Source organism: Shewanella sp. VK101 (assembly GCF_056497865.1).
The window spans coordinates 729246-751438 of record NZ_CM151402.1; the positions used below are offsets into that span (position 1 = coordinate 729246).

The window sequence follows — 22193 nt, forward strand, 5'->3', positions numbered from 1 at the left end:
GAGGGTAAACGCCTTATCCGCTGCAGCGGCATTTTTGTGAAATTGGACGTGGCTTGAGGCCCAGTGTGGCGTAGCGCCCACTTTCCACCGGCAAGGGGCCTTGGCTGGCCGCAAGGGATTGCCCTTCCCAGACCAACTGGCTAGGGTTAGGAGCAAATCACCGAGCTAATAAGGAAGCAGCATGGCACCAAGAGTTTGTTCCAGTGCATTGGAAGCGGTATCCCTGATAGGGAATGATGAATATATCTGGACCCACTCTATGGGAGCCACCCCCAGAGTCTTGCTGGAGGCGCTGGCACAGCATGCCATGACGCGGCAGAATCTGACCTTGCTGCAACTGCATACCGAGGAAGCCGAGGCCTTGAGCGTGCCCGAGCTCAAGGGCCATCTGCGCCATCGCTGTTTCTTTGGCGGCGCCCCGACCCGCGCCCTGCTGGCCAGTGGCGAGGCGGATTATGTGCCTGTCTTTTTATCCGAGGTGCCCAAGCTGTTTCGCTCCGGCGAGCAACCCATAGATACGGCGCTGGTACAGGTGTCACCGCCGGACAGCCATGGCAACTGTTCGCTGGGGATCAGTGTCGAAGCCAGTCGCGCCGCTTGTGATGTGGCCGGCCGGATCATAGCCCATATCAACCCGCAAATGCCGCGCACCCATGGCGACAGCTTTGTACCCTATGACCGCTTTGCCGCCGTGTATGAACAGAGTTCGCCTTTGCCCGAACACCCCATGGCCGGAGCCGATGCCATCAGCCAGGCTATCGGCAAGCATGTGGCCTCTCTGGTTGAAGACGGCGATTGCCTGCAGATGGGCATAGGTGCCATTCCGGATGCCGTATTGGGGCAGTTGGCAGACAGACGAAACTTAGGGATCCACACCGAGCTGTTCTCCGACGGCATTCTGGCGCTCTATCGCTCCGGGGCGATTAACAACAGCCGCAAGAAGGTGCATCCGGGTAAGTTGGTCACAGGCTTTGCGCTTGGCAGCCGCGCCCTCTATGACTTTGTCGATGACAACCCCGAAGTACTGTTTCTGGATATAGAGCAGGTTAATGACGCCTCGGTTATCCGCCACAACCCGCAGGTGATGGCCATCAACTCGGCGCTGCAGGTGGATATTTCCGGCCAGGTGTGCGCCGACTCCATAGGTACCCGAATCTATTCCGGGGTAGGCGGGCAGATGGACTTTATTCGCGGCGCCGGTCTCTCTCCCGGCGGGCGCTCGGTTATCGCCCTGCCAAGCACGGCCGCCAATGGCGCGCTTTCCCGTATCGCGCCCGTGCTGAGCCCAGGTGCCGGGGTGGTGACTACCCGGGCCCATGTGCACTATATTGCCACCGAATATGGTTGTGCCAACCTCAGGGGTCGCAGTATCCGCGAGCGGGCCAGAGCCTTAATCGACATAGCGCATCCGGATTTTCGCGAATCCCTGTGCCGGGAGACATTCGAGCTCTGGGGTTTGAGTATTTGAGTTAAAGCTCATTAGGTAAAATTTAACGCTGTTATCATGGTGTTAACTTTGTATACCGGGTAAGATGCGGTCAATCTCTTATCGCGGTAGGTTCCATGAGCGACAGCAGCTTCTTTTTGGGTGATTGGCAGGTCGATCCCGGCAGCAATAGTTTGCGGCTGGGAAAGCGCCTGCGGCAGTTGGAACCCAAAGCCATGGATGTGCTGCTGTATCTGTGTCGTCGCAGCGGCGAGGTAGTCAGCAGCGATGAGCTGCTGGATGCCTGTTGGCCCGGCAGCGACACGGGCGATAACCCGCTGCACAAGACCATCAATCAGCTGCGCCGGGCGCTGGACGACAAGGCCGGCGATCCTTCTTTCATCGAAACTATCCGCAAACGCGGCTATCGAATTGTAGCCGATGTCCGTTTCCCCATCGGCCACGAAGCCAGTTTGCCGTCGCTGGCCTGGAGCCAGGGCTCACCATTTCCCGGGTTAAAACCCTTCAGCGCCGATTATGCCGGGGTGTTTTTCGGCCGCAGCGAACAGATCAACGCCTTACTGGAACGTATAGCCCGACAGATTAAACATGGCCGCGGGTTTTGCTTGCTGCTTGGCCCCAGCGGCAGCGGTAAGTCGTCGCTGATCAACGCAGGTATTTTGCCCAATCTGGCTTCGCCTCAGGGCTTTCACGGCATAGGCCTGGCCTGCTATTCGATACTGGATCTGGCCGATGTCGCCGAAGATCAACTGCTGCTGGAATTGGCCGCCGCCATGCTCGACTGGGAGCTGGACGATGCGCCGGTATTGGCCGGCTATAGCGCCGAAACGCTGGCGCATGCACTGGAACAGGATATCGACAGCCTCTGCGCCCAACTCTGCCAGGCGCTGCCGTCCCAAAGTTGGCAGAAGCCCAGGTTCGGCCTGTTTGTCGACCGTCTGGAAGTGCTGCTGTCTTCGCCGCGCTTCTCGGCCGCCGCCCGTGAGCAGGGGCTGGTGCTGCTCGACACCCTGGCGCGTTCCGGAGCCGTATTGCTGCTCAGCGCCTGTCGCAATGAGTTCTACCCTCAGGTGGTTGCCAGCCCCAGCTTGATGGCGGGCAAGGGCAATGGCGCCCATTTCGATCTCTTGCCGCCCAGCCGTCAGGAACTGTTGCAGATGATACGTTTGCCGGCCGCAGCCGCAGGCCTGAGTTGGGAATTTGACCCTGAATCGGCACTGGGTTTGGATGAGCTGCTGTGCCGTGAGGCCGCCAGTAACCCGGATGCCCTGCCCATGTTGCAGTATATGCTGCAGGCCCTGTATCTGCAGCGCAGTGACGACAACCAGTTGCAACTGGCGGTATATCACCGCCTGGGTGGGCTGGCCGGAGCCATAGGCCAGGCCGCCGAAGATGCCATCGCCTCCTTGGCGAGCTCGCAAAGGGCGGCCTTACCGCGGGTGCTGTCGCTGCTGGTGACCCTCAGGGAAGATGAGCAGTCGGTCACCAGTCGCAGCGCCAGATATTCCGAATTGGCCACGGATGCCGAGCGCGCCTTGGTACAGGCCTTGGTCGACAGTCGGCTGTTTGTCTCCCATCTGGAGGACAGCGAACCCGGTTTCAGCATAGCCCATGAAGCCTTGCTCAGACGTTGGTCCAGGGCCAGAGACTGGATAGATAGCCACAGGGAAGGGCTGGCGGCCAAGGCCAGGCTGTTCCATCAGGCCAGGCGCTGGCAGCAACAGCAGTGCAGCCGCGATTTTCTGCTGCCCCAGGGCAAGCCGCTGACCGAAGCGCTGGCGCTGAAAAACGATCCCCTGCTTGAGCTGGATCCTGTCAGCGAAAGCTATGTTGCCGCCTCCAGCGCCAGAGGGCAGCGCCAGCGGCGCCTCAAGGGCGCGACCTTCATGCTTTTATGCCTCTTGACCCTCATCTCGGTATTCATGAGTTATCGCAGCGTTGAAGCCGAGCAGCAGGCGCAGGCCAAGCGCCTGGCGGCAGAAGACTTGCTGGGCTTTATGGTGGGCGACTTTGCCGACAAGCTGCGCAGCATAGGCCGGATGGATCTGCTCGATGGTGTCAGCAACAAGGCGCTGGATTATTTTCGCGAGGCCGACAGCAGCTTGAGTGAGGCGGCTCTGTTTCGCCATGGTCAGACACTGGAAGCCATGGGTGAGGTGGCCTATTCCCGTGGCCGGGTGGATGAAGCGGAAAAAGCGCTGCTGGCCGCCAGAGACAAACTCTTGCCGCTGCTGTCCGGCAGTACAGATCAGCTGGAGCTGTTAAAGACCCTTGGCGCCAATGCCTTTTGGCTTGGGCAACTCAAGTATGACCAGAGCGATTGGCAGGGCACCCGCCCCTGGTTCGAGGCTTATCTGCAACACAGCCAGGCCATGTACCGACTGGCGCCGGACAACAGCGAAGCGCTGATGGAGCTCTCCTACGCCCACAATTCACTGGGGTCTTTATCGATGAAGCTGCAGGACTTCAGCAAGGCGCGCCAGGGTTTTGAAGAATCGCTGCGTCTCAAGTTGATCGCACTGGCCGAGTCGCCGGATGATCCCCAGCGTCTGGCAGATGTCGCCAATGCTCGCTCCTGGCTAGCCAGGTCTTCGAGTGCAGAAGGGGATATTCAAGCAGCCATCGCCATTCATAGGCAGATAGCCGAAGAGTTAAAGCGGCAGGCTCAGGGAGAACCCTATCAACTATATAGATTATCCGGAAATCTGGAGATCTTGGCTCAGTTGTACAGAGCGGTGCAGCAAACCGAATTGGCCAAAGAGAGCGCAATGGAAGCCAGTCGGGCTATTGCTGCCGCGCTTGAGGCCGATCCGGAAAATGAGCGCTGGCGAATGCAGCAATCTTTTGTTGAGGTGTTACTGGTTAGCTTGCTACCGGCATCAACAGAAAAAACAGCCATGCTTAATGCCCTCAGAGGGTATCTGGCCAGTAAGCCGTCAAGCGAAACCTCGACTAAGCAGCTTAAATTGGAGGCTCGTTTTTGGTTGGTCGCTGCCAATGAGCGGCTCGAACAAGGTGATTACCAGCAAGCGCAAAAACTTGCTTTGTTGGCAGAAGCGTTTTTTACAGCATTAGGACAGAAAACGGTTTTGGGCACTGTCGATATGGGAGCCCTGGCCGAGGCTGGGCTTGTAACCGCCTATAGTGTGTCCATGTTAAATAACGATATAAGCTTTGCCTATACTCACTGCCAGAAAGTCGGCCGAATGCTGCAACCATGGGTCACTGTGAATCGTGATGCCCGTATACTCGCGCCTTATGCTATGGCTTTGGATTGCATGGATGACCAACAGGAACTGTTGAAAATGAAGGCTAAATATGAGCCTCTTGGTTATCGTTTTAGTCAATTTAAATACCCCCTCAAAAACTAACCAGAAACAAGGATGAAGCTATGTCTGTACCCGTAAAAAATATCATTGTAACCATTACTCTGGATGATAACCGCGTGCCTCAGTTTGCCTATGAGCCGGACGGCCCAGTTGTGGTAGATAAGCCCAATACTCATATTATTTATAAGCTGCAGGACAAGACTGATATGGATCTGGCCTTTGTCGGCGCTTCTTTCGATACCCCCTTCGACGGCATTATCGATGCGGTCAAGACCGAGGCCCCGGATATGTTGATACTAATGGATACCAACTCTGTGGTGGGCAAGACAGGCTTTAGACTGATCCTCAGTAACAGCAGCAACACTCTGCTGGTTTCAAGCCAAGATCCCGAAGTCGTGAATACCGGAAACGACTGAGTAAGCTTATGTTGCTGAAAGGGTGTTTAATCCAAGCTTAATTACATTAACCTGGGTGGCTTCAGTCCTGAAACCACCCAATCAGTTTTTCATCTCCACATAAGGCATGTGGAGCGAATTGACATGGAGTCGTTATGCGTATTGCTTTGATGGTCAGCGCGCTGCTGGCAAGCTTTCCCCTGGCACTGAGTGCCGCTACTCAGGCCGAGATCGATCTGGCGATGGCGCCGGTAAAGAGTGACGCCGAGTTGCAACTCTTGCTGGCCGAGCCTTCGCCGTTGGAGCCCTTGGGGCAGTCTTTACCCGCCTTTATCAATAGTTTGGTGTTTGACGAGCAGGGGCTGGTGAAGCTGGATCGCCGGCTGTTGCAACAACAACTGAGTGCTTCGGAAGTCTATCGGATCCTGGCGCTGTTTGGCTGGCAGTCACGGATGGCCGAGTTTGACCAGGCGGCGCAGCTGAGCCAAACCGACAGCCTATTGTTGAGGCCGCGTTTACCTTACTGTCACGTCAGTGAGCCAGTGGTGCTGAGTGTTACTCTGGATAACGCCCGGCAGGCGAGCTTTCACTATTCGCAGCAGGGCGTGGAGTGCAGTGGTGATGTGGTGGTCAGTGAACCTGCGGTGCTCACCTACCAACTGTTGAACCTGGAAGATTCTCCGGCCGGGCTGAAGTTTGTTGGTGCCGCCTTCACCAATCCCTTCGATGGTCATATCGATCGGGTCGAGGTCAGCGCCGATGGCCTGACGCTGCAGCTGCATGACTCTATGCGCAACCCAGGCACAGGCAAGTATCAATTCCTGTTCAGCAGTGATGAATCGTCGCTCTTGCTGGCCAGCCCGGATCCTCAGGTTATTAATCGACCCAAACTTTAAATCCGGCTTGATTGCATTAATCGGAGTGGTGTCTGTCTCAGATGCCACTCATTAGAGATATTCTGCTTGTTCTCATTTCAGTGTGGGGGCTCTAATCTTAAAGCTGTCACTAAGGATATAAAGTAATTATTCCCTCCGATCCGTGCCGATCGGGGGATTCTTTCCCGCCCGAAAAGCTCCTATGGTTGCCAATCATTGCCGCATTTCTGTAGTTGGACGCCTTTCCTGTCTACAGAAGGTTTGAATTATTAACGATATTTTTCAATAAATTACATCGTAAGCTTATCAGAAGGTTAGCCTTGTACGTACGCGCTAGAGTTATCCCTGTCGAAATTGAACAACCCGCAGGTCGGGAGGGAGAACAGCATGGCAAGCCCCTACAGCAATGAAGCTGGTTTTAGTCAGTGTGAGTGTGACAGCGAGGCTCTGGCGACCCTGATTGAGTGCATGCAGCAACCTATGGTGCTGGCCGATGGTGAGGGCAAAGTGTTGGCGGTGAACTCTCCGGCGGCCGAGCTGCTGGGCGATCAGAGCGAAACCTTTGCCGGTGAATTTTGGCATACCTGGTTGGCGGCGCCTTACCGTAGCCGCTACGCCAGCATGTTCAGCAGCCAATACGGTCGCCAGGTACCGCTGCAACATGGTCCCTGGGAGGTATTACTCAGACGTGTCGATGGGGTGGAGCTGCCGGTGAATCTATCGCTTTCCTTTATTCAGGGCTTGCTGCCGCTGTTTGTTATTGGTTTGCATGATCTCAGCGGTCACAGGGATGAAATTAAACGCCTGTCCACCCTGGCGGCGACCGACTATTTGACCGGACTGGCCAACCGCCGCACCTTTACCGAGACACTGGAACGCCAGTGGCAGCAGTGCGTCGATAAGCACAAGCCCATCAGCACCTTGATCATAGATGCCGACCATTTCAAACAGTTCAACGATCAGCATGGTCACCTGATGGGGGACGAATGCCTGAAATTGATGGCCAAGACCATAGCCGCGGCGTTGCCATCGCCCCAGTGTCTGGCGGCGCGTTTTGGCGGTGAGGAGTTCGCCCTGGTGTTGCCCGGATTCAACAGCGCCATGGCCTGGGTGGTGGCCGAGCAGATAGCCGAGGCCATTCGTAGTCTGGACTTCGTCAAATTGGGGCTGAGCCGTGAGGTTTGTGTCAGTGTCAGCCAGGGGATTGCCACTGAGATCAATGGCCAGTACCGCACGGCCGAGGCCATGCTCAGCGCGGCGGACACAGCCCTGTACCGGGCCAAGAGCGATGGCCGCGACAGGATCAAGTTATCCGCCTGAGGAGGAGAGGATGAACTGGTATGTGATGACGCTGATGCCCAGCGCCCGGGAGCGGGCCGACTGGTTTGTCGATATTCAGCTGCGGCGCTACTGCCATTCGCCGAAAAAAGCCGCCCTAAGACTGTGGAAGGGCTACTGCACCGAGCCTTTGGTAAGGCAACTGCTGAGCGACTTACAACAGATAGCCGCGGCTGAGGGGCAACTCCAGGCGGAAGAGCAGCGCTATTTGCAGGCCTTGTTGGCCCACTTCGACTGGTTGGCGAGTCAGCAACAGATGCGTTTGAGCCTCTCCTGAGCCTCACTGTGAAAGTGATAGAGGGCATCCTGAGGCTTGTCCTGACGCCAAAGTGCCTTGTCATCCAGGCCCAGCAACAGGGCGCGCAGGACAATCCCTGTCAGGCCGTGCGACACAAGGATCACCCGCTCCGGGGTTGCCGGATCGGTCAGCCAATGTGCCAGCCGCTGTTGCACCTGGAGTAGTGTTTCTGCGCCCGGGCCCTGCAGATACCAGTCATTGCGCCCGGCAAGCTCGGGTCTGGCGGCGTGGATATCGGCGACCCGGGTCTGCTCCCATTCACCTAAACCGCATTCAATCACCCTGGGCTCGGTAATAATGGCGCCGGGATCCCGGCAAAGCACTTCTGCCACCAGAGTCGCCGTTTCCATGGCCCTTCCCAGCGGGCTGGAAACCAGCTGAAATTCTTGTTCAGGATTTCCTGCCGATTGCCGCAGCTGTTGTTGCAAGGCAACACCATAGGCCTTGGCCTGCGCCCTGCCGAGTTCGGTCAGCGGTGAGTTACAGTGTCCCTGCAGCTTACCGGCGGCATTAAACTCAGTCTGGCCGTGGCGTAGTATAAATATTTCCTTTGGCATGGCGGTCAATTCCCGATACTGCTTAAACGGTTGGCTGCAAAAGAGGGTACTCCCCAGCTGGGGAAGGAGCAAGTTGGAGCTGAATACTAGCGGCCCACTTGCCATGGGCTTCCTGTCCATCTGCACCGCAGGTGATGGGCAGCAGCTTAGCCAGCAGCTAAAACCAAGTTCATTGGTGAGTTTTTGCCTGAAGCAGTGATAGCCGCTGTACCAGCGGCCTAAAGTCGTGGTGTAAGTGCATCCATGCACAAAGGCCAGTTCGCCATCCCTGGCTCTTGCTCGTTGCCACGTTATTTGCACCAACGACTTTCGGCGACACCGAGGGGGAGAGGAGGTGTAATTCTTTCAACACAGAGTTGTTTTAAGCTGCAGACAGACGCCTATTTTCCAAGCACAGGTGGAACTGTGACCTTCCGAGCCAGGGATGGCGAGGCAGAGCTTACACGGACGTACTCGCAGCGAGTCACAGGATCGCCTGTGCATAAGCCTGCGGCAGGCAATGAGCAACATCCGTCGCCGGAAGCTCGGGCAATATTAGCTTAGATACTTTTAGCTGGAAGCCATGATCGCCGCTGTGCCAGCGGCCTAAGGCCGTGGAGCTTCGCCCCACACCCGAGGAAAGGGGGCTGTATCGACTCGCCCCCTTTCCAAACCCCCAGCGACCCGCGACGCAGCGGAAAACCCCTTGTGCTTATGATGCCAATTCGCTATCGCGCCAGACGCTCATCCCTGATTCGACTGGCGCTGCTTCGGCATCCATGCCTCGCTACGCGATTGTCATCAACGCCCTGCGGCCGCTTCGAGCGGGAGCCGGTGCAATTCTGTAATAATAGCGTTGCTTGAAATTGCTTATATACCTACAGACATACGCCTATTTTTCAGGCACAGGCGGGACTGTGACCGTCGAAAACAGGGACGTTTTCGTCGAGGCTACAGGGACGTATTCACGCCGAGTCACAGGAGCGCCTGTGCGAGAGCGCACCGCAGGTGATGGGCTGCAACTTAGTTGGCAGCTAAGACCAAGTTCATTGGTGAGTTTTGGCTTAAAGCCATGATAGCCGCTGTGCCAGCGGCCTAAAGTCGTGGTGTTCCACACCGGGCAAGGGGCTTTGCTTGTCCAAAGCCCCTTGCATCCCCAAGGACACCCCGACGTAGCCGAAATCCCCGCTGGCTTATGAAGCAAATTGGCTACACTCAGGACTCGCCAAATGCATCCATGCATAACGGCCAGCTCGCCTTCCTTGGCTCGCGCTCATAAGCTTGTCGCTTCGCAACATTCGCCCTGCTCGACCTTCGAGCCTCGACATCCCTGTCTCGGCTACGCCAATTTGCAACAACGCCAGCGGCGGCTCCGGAGGGGTAGCGGTGCAATTCTGTAATGATAGCGTTGCTTGAAATTGCAGATAGACCCACAGGCATACGCCTAATTCCAGGCACAGGCGGAACTGTGACCTTCCGAGCCAGGGATGGCGAGGCAGAGCTTACAGGGATGATGGGATGGACACCTCTTGTTAAGAAGGCGTCATTAGCGCCATATTGAATTTGCACATTCAAACAACAAAAGGTGTCCTGACATGAACGTTACACTAATTGGAATTGATCTCGCAAAAAATATCTTTCAGGTCTGTGGTGTTAATCAGGCGGGGAAATCTGTCTTTAATCGTGCGGTAAAACGGTCTCAATTATTAGCAACGCTACGGCACTATCCTGATGCTGTGATTGCCATGGAAGCCTGTAGCGGCTCTAACTATTGGGGAAGAGAGTTGCTCAAGCTTGGCTACGAAGTGAAGCTGATCCCACCACAACATGTAAAGCCGTTCGTCAAAGGCAACAAAAACGATCGCAATGATGCATTTGCCATCTGTGAGGCGGCTCAGCGGCCAAATATTGTCTTTGTAAAGCCACGAACCTTGGAGCAAGTTGATCTAATTTTAGTGCATCGAATTCGTGAACGCCGGATACGGGAACGCACAGCATTGAGCAATCAAATACGTGGGCTACTTAACGAGTACGGCATTGTTTTTCGCCAAGGTAAAACTCCTTTTATCACTGAGTTGCCAGAAATCTTGGCAACTGAAAATAATGGCTTAACAGTGACCGCGCGTCGCTATATTCGAGAGTTACTTGATGAGCTTAGAACCATTGATGCTGCAATTAAAACCACAGAAAAAGAAGTTCAAGCACAAGCTAAAAATCACCCTGATGCTAAACGCCTAACAGGTATACGTGGTGTTGCTGAAATGATTGCTACCGCTGTAGTTTCATTTGCTGGTGATGGTTCTGGCTATAAAAATGGCCGTCATTTCGCGGCAAACCTCGGCTTGGTTCCCAAGGAGTTTTCCAGCGGCGGGAAACAAAAACTTGGCAGTATCACTAAGCGGGGGAATAGTCACTTGAGGCGATTACTCATTCAAGGTGCTTGGTCAGTCATTAGGTATGCGGACAAAAGTAATGATCGCATTTCACAGTGGGCGTTAAAGCTTATCGAGCGCCGAGGAAAACACAAAGCCGTCGTAGCTGTAGCCAATAAACTTGCAAGGATCATTTGGGCGATGCTGTTTTATCGTACAGAGTATCGGCCAAACTGATAGGAGATAGTCACTTCCTAAAATGCAAAAGTAGCTAATGAAGTAACAGGTAATACCGGCCTTTGTAAAGCAGCTCAAGTACAAGGAACTTTGATTCCGGAGGGATGATATGCAACAAGGGCGCGGTTCTCATTAAGGCCAGAGGATAAAGGTCCTCATAAACAGGTCGGATATACGTACGCAGTATTACTTCTGTTACCCATAAAAGCGTTGATATGATCGAGGTGTACATATATGTACTCGCAGCGTGTCACAGGATCGCCTGTGCGAGAGCGCACCGCAGGTGATGGGCTGCAACTTAGTTGGCAGCTAAGACCAAGTTCATTGGTGAGTTTTGGCTTAAAGCCATGATAGCCGCTGTACCAGCGGCCTAAAGTCGTGGAGCTTCGCCCCACACCCGACCAAGCGGGGATCAACAGCAATCCCCTCTTGGATCTCCCCTGCCGCCCCGCACGGTGTCGAAAGCCCCTCGGCCTAATGGCGCAAATCACTACCGCTTCAGACGCTCATCCCTGATTCGACTGTCGCTGCTTCGGCATCCATGCCTCAGCCACGTTATTTGCGCCAACGGCTTTCGGCGACACCGAGGGGGAAGTCGGTGCAATTCTTCCTCCAACGGTGTCGTATTTAGCTGCAGATGTACGCCTATTTCCCAGGCACAGGATTGTCTGTGTAAAAGGTTGTTCTTGGCGCCGCCGCTATCGGGGGAGGGAATAACTTGGTTTCCGGCGGTTTTTTCATCAGCAATGAAAAAGACCCAACTCACGTTGGGTCTTTGGGGATTTTAAATCAACGAGGTTTTGCCGCTCAGGTTGGCGGCAAACGCCTTAAGCCTGTTGCGGTTCCACTGCCCGATAATGATCCTGCATGGTGTAAGAGCGGGCGTAGAGCGCAAACACCAAGGCGGCCAGCAGGGCGAAGCCGGCGAAGAAGAACATCTGGAAGGCGGTGACACTCAGACCGGTTTCGGCAATCTGATTGGTCACTGCATCGCTCTTGACGCTGGCGTTGGCCAATAGCACCCAGAGGTTGCCCACAGTGACCGACAGGGTCCAGAAGCTCATGATGCTGCCTTTCATCGACTTGGGTGCCTGGCTGTAGGCAAACTCCAATCCTGTGGCAGAAACCAGTACTTCACCGAAAGTCAGCAGCGCATAAGGTAGCACCTGCCAGGTGATGGACATGGGGGTGCCGCCATCCATCATCAGCTGAATGCTGCCTATCACTATCCAGGAGAGGCCGGAGAAGGCGATACCGGCGCCCATTTTACGCAGGGCATTGAGGCGCACGCCGCTGCGCTCCAGCATGGGGTAGAGCACAAAGTTATTGAAGGGGATCAGCAGCATAACCAGCAGTGGGTTAAGCGCCTGCATCATGGCCGGCTCAAACCAGTCCGGCTTGACCATGTCGTTGGCCTGTAAAATCCAGGTGGAAGCCTTTTGATCGAACAGCGACCAGAAGGGGGTGACCAAGGCAAACAGGATTAAGATGCGGAATACGGCGCGCACACCGTCCACTGCCTCGAGCGGGTGTTGATTGCGGGCCCGCTCAAGCTGCATGGAGGCGCCTATGCCGACAAAACCCATCAAGAGCACCATTGCCAGACACAAGGCGGTCACCACTCCCAGGCTGTTGTATTGGGTGAGGGAAAACAGCGCCAGTAGTATGCCTATGACACTCAGCAGTAAACCTGTATTGGCCTTGCCGGGTACCGGAGTGAAGATGGCGCTCTTGAGCACCGGCAGGAAGCCGTGTGGATCTTTAGGTTCGGGTTGCTGGTGGACATAACGTTTACGGCCGCCCCAGAAAAATACCGTGGCGATAAACATCAATACCCCTGGGATACCGAAGGCCACTGAAGGACCGAAGAATTTCAGCAGCAGTGGCATCGACAGCGAGGCGAAGAAGGAGCCGAAGTTGATGGTGAAATAGAACATGTCGAAGGCTTTTTGCGCCAACGACTTATTGCTCTGATCGAACTGATCGCCCATGAAAGAGGATACCAGCGGCTTGATGCCGCCCGACCCCAGGGCTATCAGAAACAGGCCCGAGTAGAAGCCGGTTTTGCTGGTTTCGAAAATCGCCAGAAAGGCATGGCCAATTACATAGACTATGCTGAGCCACAAAATGGTGTGGTATTTACCGAAGAAACGGTCGGCCAGCCAGCCCCCCAGGAGAGGGAAGAAATACACCCCGATCACAAAGGAGTGGAACACATCTTTGGCTTCGCCTTGACGCAGTTCTTCCGGCACCGACAGCAGCAGAGCCGTCATCAGGAAGGGAGTCAGAATATTGCGCATGCCGTAAAAACTGAAGCGCTCGCAGGCTTCACTGGCAATGATAAAGGGGATCTGCCGCGGCCAGCGTGCAGAGGAAGGTGAGCTCATAATGTACCTTGGTTATTGTCGATTCTAATAAAGGTTGCAGCTATATGCGCATAATCCGGCTTTCCATTCAACTCCGGCCATGAACAAAACCGTTTTTTTTGTGAACTGAAGTGCAAATTTGCGTCGAAAGCCATGAAAAGGGCAAACTGATTACTCGTATTGGCAGCGGCATTGAGCTGTCATCATAGCGCCACGCTAAACCAAGGCTATCGGGAGCCAAGCACCATGGATACACCCTTGTATGGACCATTGACCATCGATGAATGGCTCAGGCTCAACCTGCAGCGCCAGGGCTTATTGCAACCGGCGGCATCGGCGGCTTCCGTGATCCGTCAGCTGGGCTATGTGCAGATAGATTCCATTAATGTGGTCGAGCGTGCCCATCACCATGTGCTGCACAGCCGGTTGCCCGGTTATCACCCCGAGCAGCTGCAACAGGCTATTGCCGATAAAGAGGTGTTCGAGTACTGGGCTCACGCCGCGGCCTATCTGCCTATGAGTGACTACAGGTACAGCCTGCAGCGCAAACAGCAACTGAGCCAAGGGGATAAACACTGGTTTGAACCGGACGAGCCCTTGATGCGGGAAGTGCTTGCCAGAGTGCGCGCCGAGGGGCCGCTCAAGGCGAGTGATTTTGAACACTCAAGTGATCAGCGTGGCAGTTGGTGGGACTGGAAACCGGCCAAGAAGGCGCTGGAACAGCTGTTTATGCGCGGCGAGTTAATGGTGGTGCGGCGCGAGCGGTTTCAAAAGGTTTATGATTTGGCCGAGCGGGTGTTGCCGCCGGGCATAGATACCCGGGTGCCCGACGATGATGAGTTTGGCCGGTATCTGGTGAACCGCTTTCTCAATGCCAACGGCTTTGGCTCAGAGGCTCAGTTTGCCTATCTGCGTAAAGGCATGCGGCCGGTTATCAAGCGGGTGTTGGCCCAAGGGCTGGAGGCCGGCGAGCTGCAGCGGTTCAAGGTCGATGGTCAGCAGTATTTCTGCCCGGCAGAGCTGAGTGCGGCGCCCATGATCCCGGAGCGGGTCTGGCTGCTCAATCCCTTCGATAACCTGGTTATTCAACGTAACCGCTTAAAGCAATGGTTTGGCTTTGACTATCAACTGGAAGTGTACCTGCCGCAGGAAAAGCGAATCTACGGCTACTACAGCCTGGCCATCCTCTGGCGCCAGCAGTTTATCGGCCGGGTCGATGTCAAGGCCGACCGGCCGCGCCGATGCCTGCTGTTGCAAAACCTGGTGTTGGAGCCTGAGTATGCCAATCGGCCTTTGGATGATGTGTTGCTGGCCGAACTCGCCAGGGCCATTGCCGACTATGCCCGTTTCAATGCCTGTGAACGCTGGAAACTGGTGCGCAGCAATCACAAGGGGTTGAAGCAGCTCTGGCGTCACCAGCAATGGCTGTGAATGGGGCTTAAGCCGGCTCGAAAATCTTTTCGGCCAGCACTACCCGGTTCCGGCCGGCACGTTTGGCGTGGTAAAGCTGCATATCGGCCTGTTTATAAAGGCTTTCGATACTCCTGCCGTGGCGCCTTGGCATATGGACTATGCCTATGCTGACCGTAATGGGTAGATGGGGCACCTGTTCGTTACCGAAGTTGTGCTCGGCAACTTTGGTACGTATCTCCTCAGCCTTACGCTCGGCATCGGCGGCCGAAACTCCCCGCAGCAGCAAACCAAACTCCTCGCCGCCCAAGCGGCCAAGCAGATCATAGGGCCTGAGCCTGTCTTCCAGCAGCTGCACCAGTTGTTGCAGTACGGCATCACCACAGTCGTGGCCGTAGCTGTCATTGGTGGCCTTGAAGTAGTCAATATCGAGCAGCAAAAAGGCAAATTCGCTCAATCCTCTATTGGCTTCGGCCTTGGCGCGGCGCCAGTTTTCGAAGAAGCGGCGACGGTTCATGGCTCCGGTGAGCGGGTCGGTATTGGCCAGTTTTTCCAGCCGCTTGAAGCTGCGGTGACGGATCCGCTCGCCGGTATAACCTATACCAACGGCCATGGTATAGGCAGCAAAGAAGTTCACTACACCAAGACCCGCCAAGCTATCGGCCCCTTGCCACAGATTTTGGTTCAGCGTCAGCATCAGCCAGATACAAGAGGCCAATCCCAGGCTTAACAGCAATCCTCGGCTGCGACCCAATAGTAGAAATGCCAATATGGGCGATAGCAGCAGATAGAGGGTGATTTGATGTTGAGTGCCGAGCAGTAGGCTCATCGCCAGGGCAATGCAGGTGGGCACCAGCACTGTCAGCCACTGGCTGCGGCGCAAATTACCGTAAAACCAGAGATCGACCACAATCGCGACATGGGCCGCCAGCCCCAACAGATTGATGACGACAGCGGCATCACTCTTGAACAGCCACAGGTAAAGCAACATGAAAAACAGCGAAGTAGCCGCTGTGGCCAGTAAGCAGGAGAGCAACTGGCCAGCCTGGCATTCCTGGGAGATCTGCCACATGGGATCGGTATCTTGCAGTCGGGTGGCAAACAGTCGGCTAACAGCCGGAGCGTGGATAATCATGATGCGGGTCCAAATGAAGAGGCCCTGAATGGGCCCTGAGATACACAGAACCCAAAAATATGTGGCGCTGTGCCTGTTACATCTGTTGTTAATGGTGCGATTTTCAAAGGTTTTCAGCAAATGACATCGTTGTCTTTTTGAGGCGGAGCAGGTTAAGCAAACAACTGGAACCGAGATCACGCGTCTCGCTTTGAAACAAATTGGCGCTAATGTGTTGTGAGTGAGAGGAATGTGGCATTTTGGTAAACAAATCCCCGCAAGCGGACTTTTGTCCTCAAGGCTTTTTTGGCGCCGCCGGTAGACTCGGGTCAGTTTTTATCCGAGGAACAGCTTATGACAGCACATATCAACGCCGCCAAAGGCGATTTTGCCAAGACAGTTATCATGCCCGGCGATCCTTTGCGGGCCAAATACATTGCCGAGCACTTTCTCGAGGATGCCCGCGAGGTGACTTCGGTGCGCAATATGCTGGGTTATACCGGCAGTTGGCAGGGTAAGCCGGTTTCCGTAATGGGCCACGGCATGGGGATCCCCTCCATGGTGCTCTATGGTCATGAGCTGATCAACGACTTCGGGGTTGAGCGCATCATTCGGGTGGGCAGCCTGGGGGCGACCCAGCGTCAGGTGCAGATGCGTGATGTGATCCTGGCTCAGGCGGCGGGGACAGATTCGGTCACCAACGCCAAGCGCAGCGCAGGTTATCATATGCCGACTTCGGCCAGCTTCCCGCTGCTGCTCAAGGCCTGGGAACAGGCCAAGGCCCAGGGGCTGAGTGTCAGAGTGGGCAATGTGTTCAGCGGCGATCTCTACTATGACCCGGATGAAGATCTGATCCCGGCGCTGGAGCGCTTCGGCATTCTGGGGATAGATATGGAAGTAGCCGGCCTCTACGGCTTGGCGCAGCAGTTCGGCATCGAGGCCTTGGCGATTCTGACCGTATCGGATCACTGCCTCACAGGTGAAGAAACCAGTGCCGAAGAGCGCCAGCTGTCATTTAACCAGATGATCTCGCTGGCGCTGGCGCTGGCCGTGGCCTAAGGAAGGTGCAAACAAGTCCCATGTGTGCTCTGCGTCGGCTTACGGGCCTGGATGTAAGGCGTGGTTCGCAGCAAATGGCCCTAGTCCTTTGCAAGAAGCACAACACAGCAGGCAGGCTTGTAAGCCACGCCCTTCGGGGCTTTCACAGCAACCGGCTCTCTGCGTTATCCGACTTCGACAGGCCCCGGCATGCCTTCAGTCAGATGCCTTGAACGCCAATTGCTGTGCAAGCCAGAGTGCCACGAGGACTTATTCGCACCTTCCCTAATACGTTGATGGATGATAAAAAATGAATAATAAAATCACACTGACGGCCATCAGTTTTCTGGCCAACTTTATCATGGCGGGTTTCGCCTCTCAGTTCGGTATGTTGATAGAGCCGATTGCCACCCGCTTCGGGGCCGATGTCAACGATGTGGCTTCTATCTTCTCACTGCTGAACGGCGGTGCCCTGGCGGGGACTGTTGTGGCCTTTTTGTTGATTGAAAAGGTCGGTATCAAGCCGATGACACTGCTGAGCTATGCCGTCATCTTCCTGTCGGCGCTGGCGTTGCATTTTGGCTCTTCGCTGAACGTGGTCATGGTGGCCATGACGCTGGTGGGCCTGTGCGGCGGCATCGGCCTGTGTATCGCCGGTACTCTGGTGGTGTCCCTGTGGCAGGAGCGAATCCAGTCCACCATGTTGGTGGTGCAGGATGCCACCTTTAACGTGGCCGGGGTGGTGTTTCCGCTGATCACCACTTATGCGCTGACACACTCACTGGCCTGGAGTTACAGCTATCTGGCGGTAGGCCTGGTGGCCCTGTTGACCCTGGCACTGGCGGCCTTCACCTCATTCAGCCGGGTGCAGGGCCAGGGTGAACAGGCGCAGTCCGCTCAACGTTCCGAATGGAACTTCGGCATTATCAGCGGCGGTCTGGGGCTGTTTCTGGGCATGTTGGCGCTCTATACCTTCCTCACCTGGGCGCCTATGTTTGTGAAACAGAAGTTTGAGATCCCGTTTGAAGAGGCGGGCAATATCATCACCCAGTACTGGTCGGCGGCGTTGGTGGGCGCCTTGATCTCAACCCTGATAGTGACCCGGATGCAGATCCGCCACTTCCTGTTGATGATCATCTCGTTGGCATTGCTGCTCACCAGCTGGATTGTCAGCTGTGGCGATCTGGAAACCCTGGGATACCTGACCTATGGCTACGGCTTTGTCTGCGCCGCGCTCTATAACGCCTTTATCGCCTATGGGGTTTCCTTTGTGAAACAAGCCAGTAGCCGCAATGTGTCCTTCATTCTGATCAGCGGCAGTGCCGGTGCCATGTTCAGCCCGGCGATTAGCTCGATGGCGGAAAAGATAGTGGGCTTGCAGACCGTCATGTATGCCATCCCTGTGCTCTACGGGGTGATCTTGCTGATGCTGCTGGTGTCCAATTTTGGCTTTAAGCGTCAGGCCGAGGCGGCTTTGGCCTGAGCCAATTCTCAATCAATAGATAGGGGAGCTAAAGCTCCCCTTGCTCGACAAAAGCCTGCAGCGCCTTGAGATCCATAATCTCCAGCTTGCCCTTGCTGCGCCGAACCAACCCGGCATCTTCCAGCGATTGTATCGCCCGGCGGTAGACTCTGGCGGTAGTGCCGAAACGCTCGGCCTCCAGATAGCCCTTGTTGAACCCAGATACCGGCAGATCGTCCAGCTGCTGGTGGTAGAGGTCGTAGGCAATGTTGTAGCTGATGGGGTAGAGCATTCGCCGGGTGAAGATGTCCACTGTGTCCTGATAATCTATGGCGATGGCACTGGCGAAAAACAGCGCCAGCCTGGGGTGCTCACCCAGGGCTTGTTGCAGCTTGTCGGCGGGAATAATGCCGCAGGTCAGGGTGGTTTCTGCCAGAATATCCAACTGACAGGGATACTGGGTGAAAAACTCCATTTCACCGAATAGCTGCGAGTCACATTTCAGGGTGCCGAGTTGAAAGTTGCGGCCGTTGCGGGCGCTGTAGCTCATGGCGATTTTGCCACTGGGCACCAGTACCAGTTGATTCAGCTTCTGCCCCTGCTGCATTAAGGCCTCTCCCGGCGCAAAGCGGCGCTGCTCGCTGACGCAACTGAGCAATACCCGCTCCACCAGAGGGTAGTCTGATTGCCATTCCTGGGAGTATCTGCCTTGGGTAAGAGGTTTAAGCTGCATCTTGGGGTCGCAAACTGTGGCTTGGTGGGTTTGATTATCCTGCCAATAGCGCAGATGGGAAGCAAGGATTGGTTGCAGCAGCGGTTTCAGGATTGACCTTTGTCACCAATCATGGAACCCTATCGGCATTCTTGGGCCATACAGAGCAAAGTGCAGCATGGGGTTTTCACTCGGTGTTAACCGCTTCTCCCTCAAAGACAGGGCGCTGGTGTCATTGATCATCAGTCTGCTGGTGATCCTGCTCTGTTTTGGTCAGCAGCTTTCGCTGTTTGGTTCCTGCCCGCTCAAGGCTCAGCATCAGCTGACGCAACTCGGCGTTGATACTGCGCCGACTCACGCCAATGATGCGGGCAAGGCGCAGCTCAATGAAGAGCCCTGTCATCTGTCTTCCCATATGCTGAACCTGCAACCTGTGGTACTGCAACTGGGGCTCACGGCTCTGTTGCTGTTTCTGCTGTTGCTCAACTGGCTTGGCAGTACCCGACCTTTCAGTGTTTATCTCTCCCACCCCATAGTCTCCAAACGAAGGCGACACTCAGTGTTGTGCGTGTATCTGGAATGAAAACATCCTGAACTCTTGCCGGTTAACACCGGGTTCTGATGTTTTGTTTTGGAGCTAATTTCATGTATTTAAAAAGAATATGGCATGCCTTCGCGGTATGTCTGATGCTGCTCAGCCAAGTTGCATTGGCAGAGCCGCGGAGCAGTGGCTGGCTCAAGCACCCGGATCATCCTCCGGTTAAGGTGCAACTGACGCTGGCCGATGTTGATGCCGACCAAGTCGGTGAGCTCAACGCCCTGCTGGATGTGGCCCTGAGCGGCGACTGGAAAACCTACTGGCGCGCGCCGGGGGAAGGCGGGATCCCGCCGACCCTGGACTGGTCCGCCTCGGAGAACATTGCCGCGGTCGACTGGCACTGGCCCTTGCCGCAACGCTATGTGTTGCAGGGCATAGAAACCCTGGGTTACAAGGGCGATACCTTGTTTCCACTGACTATTCGCCTCAAGGATCCCGGGCAGCCGTTTCGGCTCAAGGGCACCCTGACCCTGTCTTCCTGCACCAATGTCTGTGTGTTGACCGATTACCCTGTGGAGCTGAGCGCTCAGGCCGCCGGGCTTAAGGCCGATGATGGCTTTTTGCACCAGTGGGGCGAGGCAATGGCCAGGGTGCCACAGGGCAATGGCGGCGCGGTATTGCAGTCGATTGTCTGGGATGAAAAACAGCAGTTGCTGCAACTGGCTATAGAAGCCGCAAGCCCCTGGCAACAGGCAGATCTGTTTCTGTTCGGCGAGGATGAGACAGTCAGTGAGCTGATCTTCTCCCGGCCGCAGATCCAGATAGATGGCAAACGGCTGACCGCCACTTTCGGGGTCAAACATTGGCTGGGAACGCCAGAGCTGGAGGGCAAGCCGCTGCTGATCCATCTGGCCGACACACACCTTTCGGCAGAACTGAGCGGTGCCATCGCCACAGGCCATGTTGCCAAGCCGCAGCCAAGCCTGCCGCTGTGGAGCCTGTTTTTGATGGCGCTGGCCGGTGGCCTTATTCTCAACATCATGCCTTGCGTATTGCCTGTGCTGGGCATGAAGGTGCACGGGGTCATGATGAGCAGCCAGGGCAGTCGCAGTCAGGTTCGCGGCCATTTTATGGCTTCGGCACTGGGTATTTTGCTGTCTTTCTGGTTGATTGCCGCCGGTCTTAGCTTGCTGAAGTTGTCCGGTCAGTCGCTGGGCTGGGGGATACAGTTCCAGCAGCCCTGGTTTATCGGCTTTATGGTGCTGCTGACCTGGGGCTTCGGCCTCAACCTGCTGGGGGTGTTTGAAATCAACCTGCCTTCCAAGTGGCAAACCCGTCTGGCCGGTGCCGGTGATGATTCGCGCCTCGGTCATATGCTGCAGGGGATGCTGGCCACACTGCTGGCCACGCCATGTACCGCGCCGTTTCTGGGTACTGCGGTGGCCTTCGCCCTCGGCGCCGACTACCCCATGCTGTTTGCCCTCTTCAGCGCCATGGGGCTGGGAATGGCCTTGCCCTGGTTGATGTTGGCGTTGTGGCCGGCGTTGGCGCAGCGTTTACCCAAGCCCGGGCGCTGGATGAATTGGGTCAAGCCTGTGTTCGCGCTGATGATGCTGGCAACCTGTCTCTGGCTGCTGAGCCTGCTGCAAAGCTTCTTCTCCGTTGCGGCTATCTTGGGGCTGGGCGCCTTGATGTTGCTGCTGACACTGGGACTGCTGGGCAAGCGTTATGGCACTCAGGTAATGGTGTATGCCATTGGCGGCAGTTTTCTGTTTGCCAGCCTGGCGCTGGGGGTTGGTTATCTGACCCGGGATGCCTGGGTCAGCCCGCTGCCTTCGGATCACCACTGGCAACCGCTGAATTTGGTGCAGCTCAAACAGGCAGTCGATGAGGGCAAGACAGTGTTTGTCGATGTCACGGCCGACTGGTGCATTACCTGTCAGGCCAACAAGGTGGGGGTGCTGCTGCAAAACCCTGTCTATGATGCCCTCGGCGATGACAGAGTGCTGCTAATGCGCGGTGACTGGACCAAGCCCAGCGAAGAAATTACCGCCTATCTTAAGGCCAATGGCCGCTTTGGGGTGCCTTTCAATCAGGTCTATGGCCCGGGAACCCCCGCCGGTAAGCCATTACCGGTAATCCTCAGCAGCGACGGGGTATTGGCGGCCTTGGCCGAAGCGGAGAGCAGACAATGACCCGGGAAAATAAACCAGCCCACAAGGGGCTTAAATGGCTCAAGACCCTGCTCGGCTATGGGCTATTCATTCTGGTGGTGAGTGTTGCCCTCGATGCCTTTCGCAGCCGCGAGATGCCGGAAACCCTGCCGCCATTAGCGGTCCAGAGCCTGGCCGGCAGTCAGTTGGATATTGCCGCCATGAGTATGGAGCGCCCGGTCATTCTGTACTACTGGGCCAGCTGGTGTGGCGTCTGCCCCTTGGTGTCCGGCACTGTCGATGGTTTCAGTGACAGTGAGCAGGTGGTGACCGTGGCGCTGCAATCGGGCAATAACACCCAGGTCAAGCAGTACCTGCAAAACAAGGGCTACGGCTTTGAGGTGGTCAATGACCCCAGCGGCGCCTTGGCGCGCTCCCTTGGCGTATCGGCGACACCGACGCTATTGTTTATCTATCAGGGCGAAATCCGCAGTAGCACCACAGGAGTCACAAGTTGGCCGGGGATCTGGCTGCGACTCTGGCTGACAAAAATGAATTTAATTTGAGGAATAA

17 protein-coding genes are annotated in these 22193 nt (G+C 55.8%); 13 read left to right on the forward strand and 4 right to left on the reverse strand.

Annotation, left to right across the window (positions count from 1 at the left end; genetic code table 11):
• Nucleotides 1-181 precede the first annotated feature (181 nt).
• The 6 genes from ACSHSR_RS03305 (at nt 182) to ACSHSR_RS03330 (ending at nt 7661) form a co-directional block, all read left to right on the forward strand.
• Nucleotides 182-1468, forward strand: a complete 1287-nt coding sequence (locus ACSHSR_RS03305) for an acetyl-CoA hydrolase/transferase family protein (RefSeq protein ID WP_479631247.1) — start codon at nt 182-184, stop codon at nt 1466-1468.
• Nucleotides 1469-1563: 95 nt separating this feature from the next.
• On the forward strand, nt 1564-4818 hold the full coding sequence (locus ACSHSR_RS03310) for an nSTAND1 domain-containing NTPase (protein ID WP_418070001.1): 3255 nt from the start codon (nt 1564-1566) through the stop codon (nt 4816-4818).
• A 20-nt stretch (nt 4819-4838) separates the two neighbouring features.
• Nucleotides 4839-5192 carry a DP-EP family protein gene (locus ACSHSR_RS03315; protein ID WP_071476765.1) on the forward strand — a complete coding sequence of 118 codons (354 nt, stop codon included), beginning with the start codon at nt 4839-4841 and terminating at the stop codon, nt 5190-5192.
• Between the two features lie 134 nt (nt 5193-5326).
• Entirely contained in the window at nt 5327-6067 is a 741-nt protein-coding gene (locus ACSHSR_RS03320) for a DP-EP family protein (protein ID WP_479631248.1), read from the forward strand.
• A 366-nt stretch (nt 6068-6433) separates the two neighbouring features.
• The gene (locus ACSHSR_RS03325) at nt 6434-7366 is read left to right on the forward strand and encodes a sensor domain-containing diguanylate cyclase (protein WP_025011740.1); all 933 of its coding nucleotides are present in this window, start codon (nt 6434-6436) and stop codon (nt 7364-7366) included.
• A 10-nt stretch (nt 7367-7376) separates the two neighbouring features.
• Complete coding sequence (locus tag ACSHSR_RS03330) at nt 7377-7661, forward strand: hypothetical protein (protein WP_167716843.1); 285 nt, start codon at nt 7377-7379, stop codon at nt 7659-7661.
• Here ACSHSR_RS03330 and ACSHSR_RS03335 read toward each other — a convergent pair.
• Nucleotides 7631-8239, reverse strand: coding sequence for a histidine phosphatase family protein (locus tag ACSHSR_RS03335; protein WP_479631249.1), 609 nt, complete (start codon nt 8237-8239; stop codon nt 7631-7633). The genes ACSHSR_RS03330 and ACSHSR_RS03335 overlap by 31 nt on opposite strands.
• Nucleotides 8240-9813: 1574 nt before the next feature.
• Here ACSHSR_RS03335 and ACSHSR_RS03340 point away from each other — a divergent pair.
• Nucleotides 9814-10827: an IS110 family RNA-guided transposase gene (locus ACSHSR_RS03340; RefSeq protein ID WP_107006003.1), complete on the forward strand. Its 1014-nt coding sequence runs from the start codon at nt 9814-9816 to the stop codon at nt 10825-10827.
• A gap of 827 nt (nt 10828-11654) precedes the next feature.
• On the opposite strand, the gene ACSHSR_RS03345 is transcribed toward ACSHSR_RS03340, so the two are convergent.
• Nucleotides 11655-13214, reverse strand: a complete 1560-nt coding sequence (locus tag ACSHSR_RS03345) for a POT-type proton-dependent oligopeptide transporter (protein ID WP_115389753.1) — start codon at nt 13212-13214, stop codon at nt 11655-11657.
• Between the two features lie 225 nt (nt 13215-13439).
• Here ACSHSR_RS03345 and ACSHSR_RS03350 point away from each other — a divergent pair, with 225 nt between their 5' ends.
• Nucleotides 13440-14624: a winged helix-turn-helix domain-containing protein gene (locus ACSHSR_RS03350; RefSeq protein ID WP_208185083.1), complete on the forward strand. Its 1185-nt coding sequence runs from the start codon at nt 13440-13442 to the stop codon at nt 14622-14624.
• A gap of 7 nt (nt 14625-14631) precedes the next feature.
• Here the strand turns inward: ACSHSR_RS03350 and ACSHSR_RS03355 are convergent, their stop codons facing one another.
• Entirely contained in the window at nt 14632-15738 is a 1107-nt protein-coding gene (locus tag ACSHSR_RS03355) for a GGDEF domain-containing protein (protein ID WP_208185082.1), read from the reverse strand.
• Between the two features lie 333 nt (nt 15739-16071).
• Here ACSHSR_RS03355 and deoD point away from each other — a divergent pair, with 333 nt between their 5' ends.
• Both deoD and tsgA read left to right on the forward strand, forming a co-directional pair.
• On the forward strand, nt 16072-16776 hold the full coding sequence (gene deoD / locus ACSHSR_RS03360) for a purine-nucleoside phosphorylase (protein ID WP_208140882.1): 705 nt from the start codon (nt 16072-16074) through the stop codon (nt 16774-16776).
• A gap of 289 nt (nt 16777-17065) precedes the next feature.
• On the forward strand, nt 17066-18238 hold the full coding sequence (gene tsgA, locus ACSHSR_RS03365; RefSeq protein WP_208140881.1) for an MFS transporter TsgA: 1173 nt from the start codon (nt 17066-17068) through the stop codon (nt 18236-18238).
• Nucleotides 18239-18266: 28 nt separating this feature from the next.
• Here tsgA and ACSHSR_RS03370 read toward each other — a convergent pair whose 3' ends face one another.
• Nucleotides 18267-18950, reverse strand: coding sequence for a Crp/Fnr family transcriptional regulator (locus tag ACSHSR_RS03370; RefSeq protein ID WP_025011747.1), 684 nt, complete (start codon nt 18948-18950; stop codon nt 18267-18269).
• A gap of 157 nt (nt 18951-19107) precedes the next feature.
• Between ACSHSR_RS03370 and ACSHSR_RS03375 the strand changes: the two genes are divergently transcribed.
• From ACSHSR_RS03375 to ACSHSR_RS03385, 3 genes are all read left to right on the forward strand, one after another.
• The gene (locus ACSHSR_RS03375; RefSeq protein ID WP_025890074.1) at nt 19108-19512 is read left to right on the forward strand and encodes a hypothetical protein; all 405 of its coding nucleotides are present in this window, start codon (nt 19108-19110) and stop codon (nt 19510-19512) included.
• A gap of 62 nt (nt 19513-19574) precedes the next feature.
• Nucleotides 19575-21662 carry a protein-disulfide reductase DsbD family protein gene (locus tag ACSHSR_RS03380; protein ID WP_208140880.1) on the forward strand — a complete coding sequence of 696 codons (2088 nt, stop codon included), beginning with the start codon at nt 19575-19577 and terminating at the stop codon, nt 21660-21662.
• A complete protein-coding gene (locus ACSHSR_RS03385; protein ID WP_044735217.1) occupies nt 21659-22186 on the forward strand; it encodes a protein disulfide oxidoreductase in 528 nt (175 codons plus the stop codon). The genes ACSHSR_RS03380 and ACSHSR_RS03385 overlap by 4 nt, the downstream gene beginning before the upstream one ends.
• Nucleotides 22187-22193: the final 7 nt, after the last annotated feature.

Coding starts and splice junctions, on each gene's coding strand:
- ACSHSR_RS03320 (WP_479631248.1), top strand. CDS start 5,327: ATGCGTATTGCTTTGATGGTCAGCGCGCTGCTGGCAAGCTTTCCCCTG.
- deoD (WP_208140882.1), top strand. CDS start 16,072: ATGACAGCACATATCAACGCCGCCAAAGGCGATTTTGCCAAGACAGTT.
- ACSHSR_RS03330 (WP_167716843.1), top strand. CDS start 7,377: ATGAACTGGTATGTGATGACGCTGATGCCCAGCGCCCGGGAGCGGGCC.
- ACSHSR_RS03350 (WP_208185083.1), top strand. CDS start 13,440: ATGGATACACCCTTGTATGGACCATTGACCATCGATGAATGGCTCAGG.
- ACSHSR_RS03380 (WP_208140880.1), top strand. CDS start 19,575: ATGTATTTAAAAAGAATATGGCATGCCTTCGCGGTATGTCTGATGCTG.
- ACSHSR_RS03370 (WP_025011747.1), bottom strand. CDS start 18,950: ATGCAGCTTAAACCTCTTACCCAAGGCAGATACTCCCAGGAATGGCAA.
- ACSHSR_RS03325 (WP_025011740.1), top strand. CDS start 6,434: ATGGCAAGCCCCTACAGCAATGAAGCTGGTTTTAGTCAGTGTGAGTGT.
- ACSHSR_RS03375 (WP_025890074.1), top strand. CDS start 19,108: ATGGGGTTTTCACTCGGTGTTAACCGCTTCTCCCTCAAAGACAGGGCG.
- ACSHSR_RS03335 (WP_479631249.1), bottom strand. CDS start 8,239: ATGCCAAAGGAAATATTTATACTACGCCACGGCCAGACTGAGTTTAAT.
- ACSHSR_RS03340 (WP_107006003.1), top strand. CDS start 9,814: ATGAACGTTACACTAATTGGAATTGATCTCGCAAAAAATATCTTTCAG.
- ACSHSR_RS03305 (WP_479631247.1), top strand. CDS start 182: ATGGCACCAAGAGTTTGTTCCAGTGCATTGGAAGCGGTATCCCTGATA.
- ACSHSR_RS03355 (WP_208185082.1), bottom strand. CDS start 15,738: ATGATTATCCACGCTCCGGCTGTTAGCCGACTGTTTGCCACCCGACTG.
- ACSHSR_RS03315 (WP_071476765.1), top strand. CDS start 4,839: ATGTCTGTACCCGTAAAAAATATCATTGTAACCATTACTCTGGATGAT.
- tsgA (WP_208140881.1), top strand. CDS start 17,066: ATGAATAATAAAATCACACTGACGGCCATCAGTTTTCTGGCCAACTTT.
- ACSHSR_RS03345 (WP_115389753.1), bottom strand. CDS start 13,214: ATGAGCTCACCTTCCTCTGCACGCTGGCCGCGGCAGATCCCCTTTATC.
- ACSHSR_RS03385 (WP_044735217.1), top strand. CDS start 21,659: ATGACCCGGGAAAATAAACCAGCCCACAAGGGGCTTAAATGGCTCAAG.
- ACSHSR_RS03310 (WP_418070001.1), top strand. CDS start 1,564: ATGAGCGACAGCAGCTTCTTTTTGGGTGATTGGCAGGTCGATCCCGGC.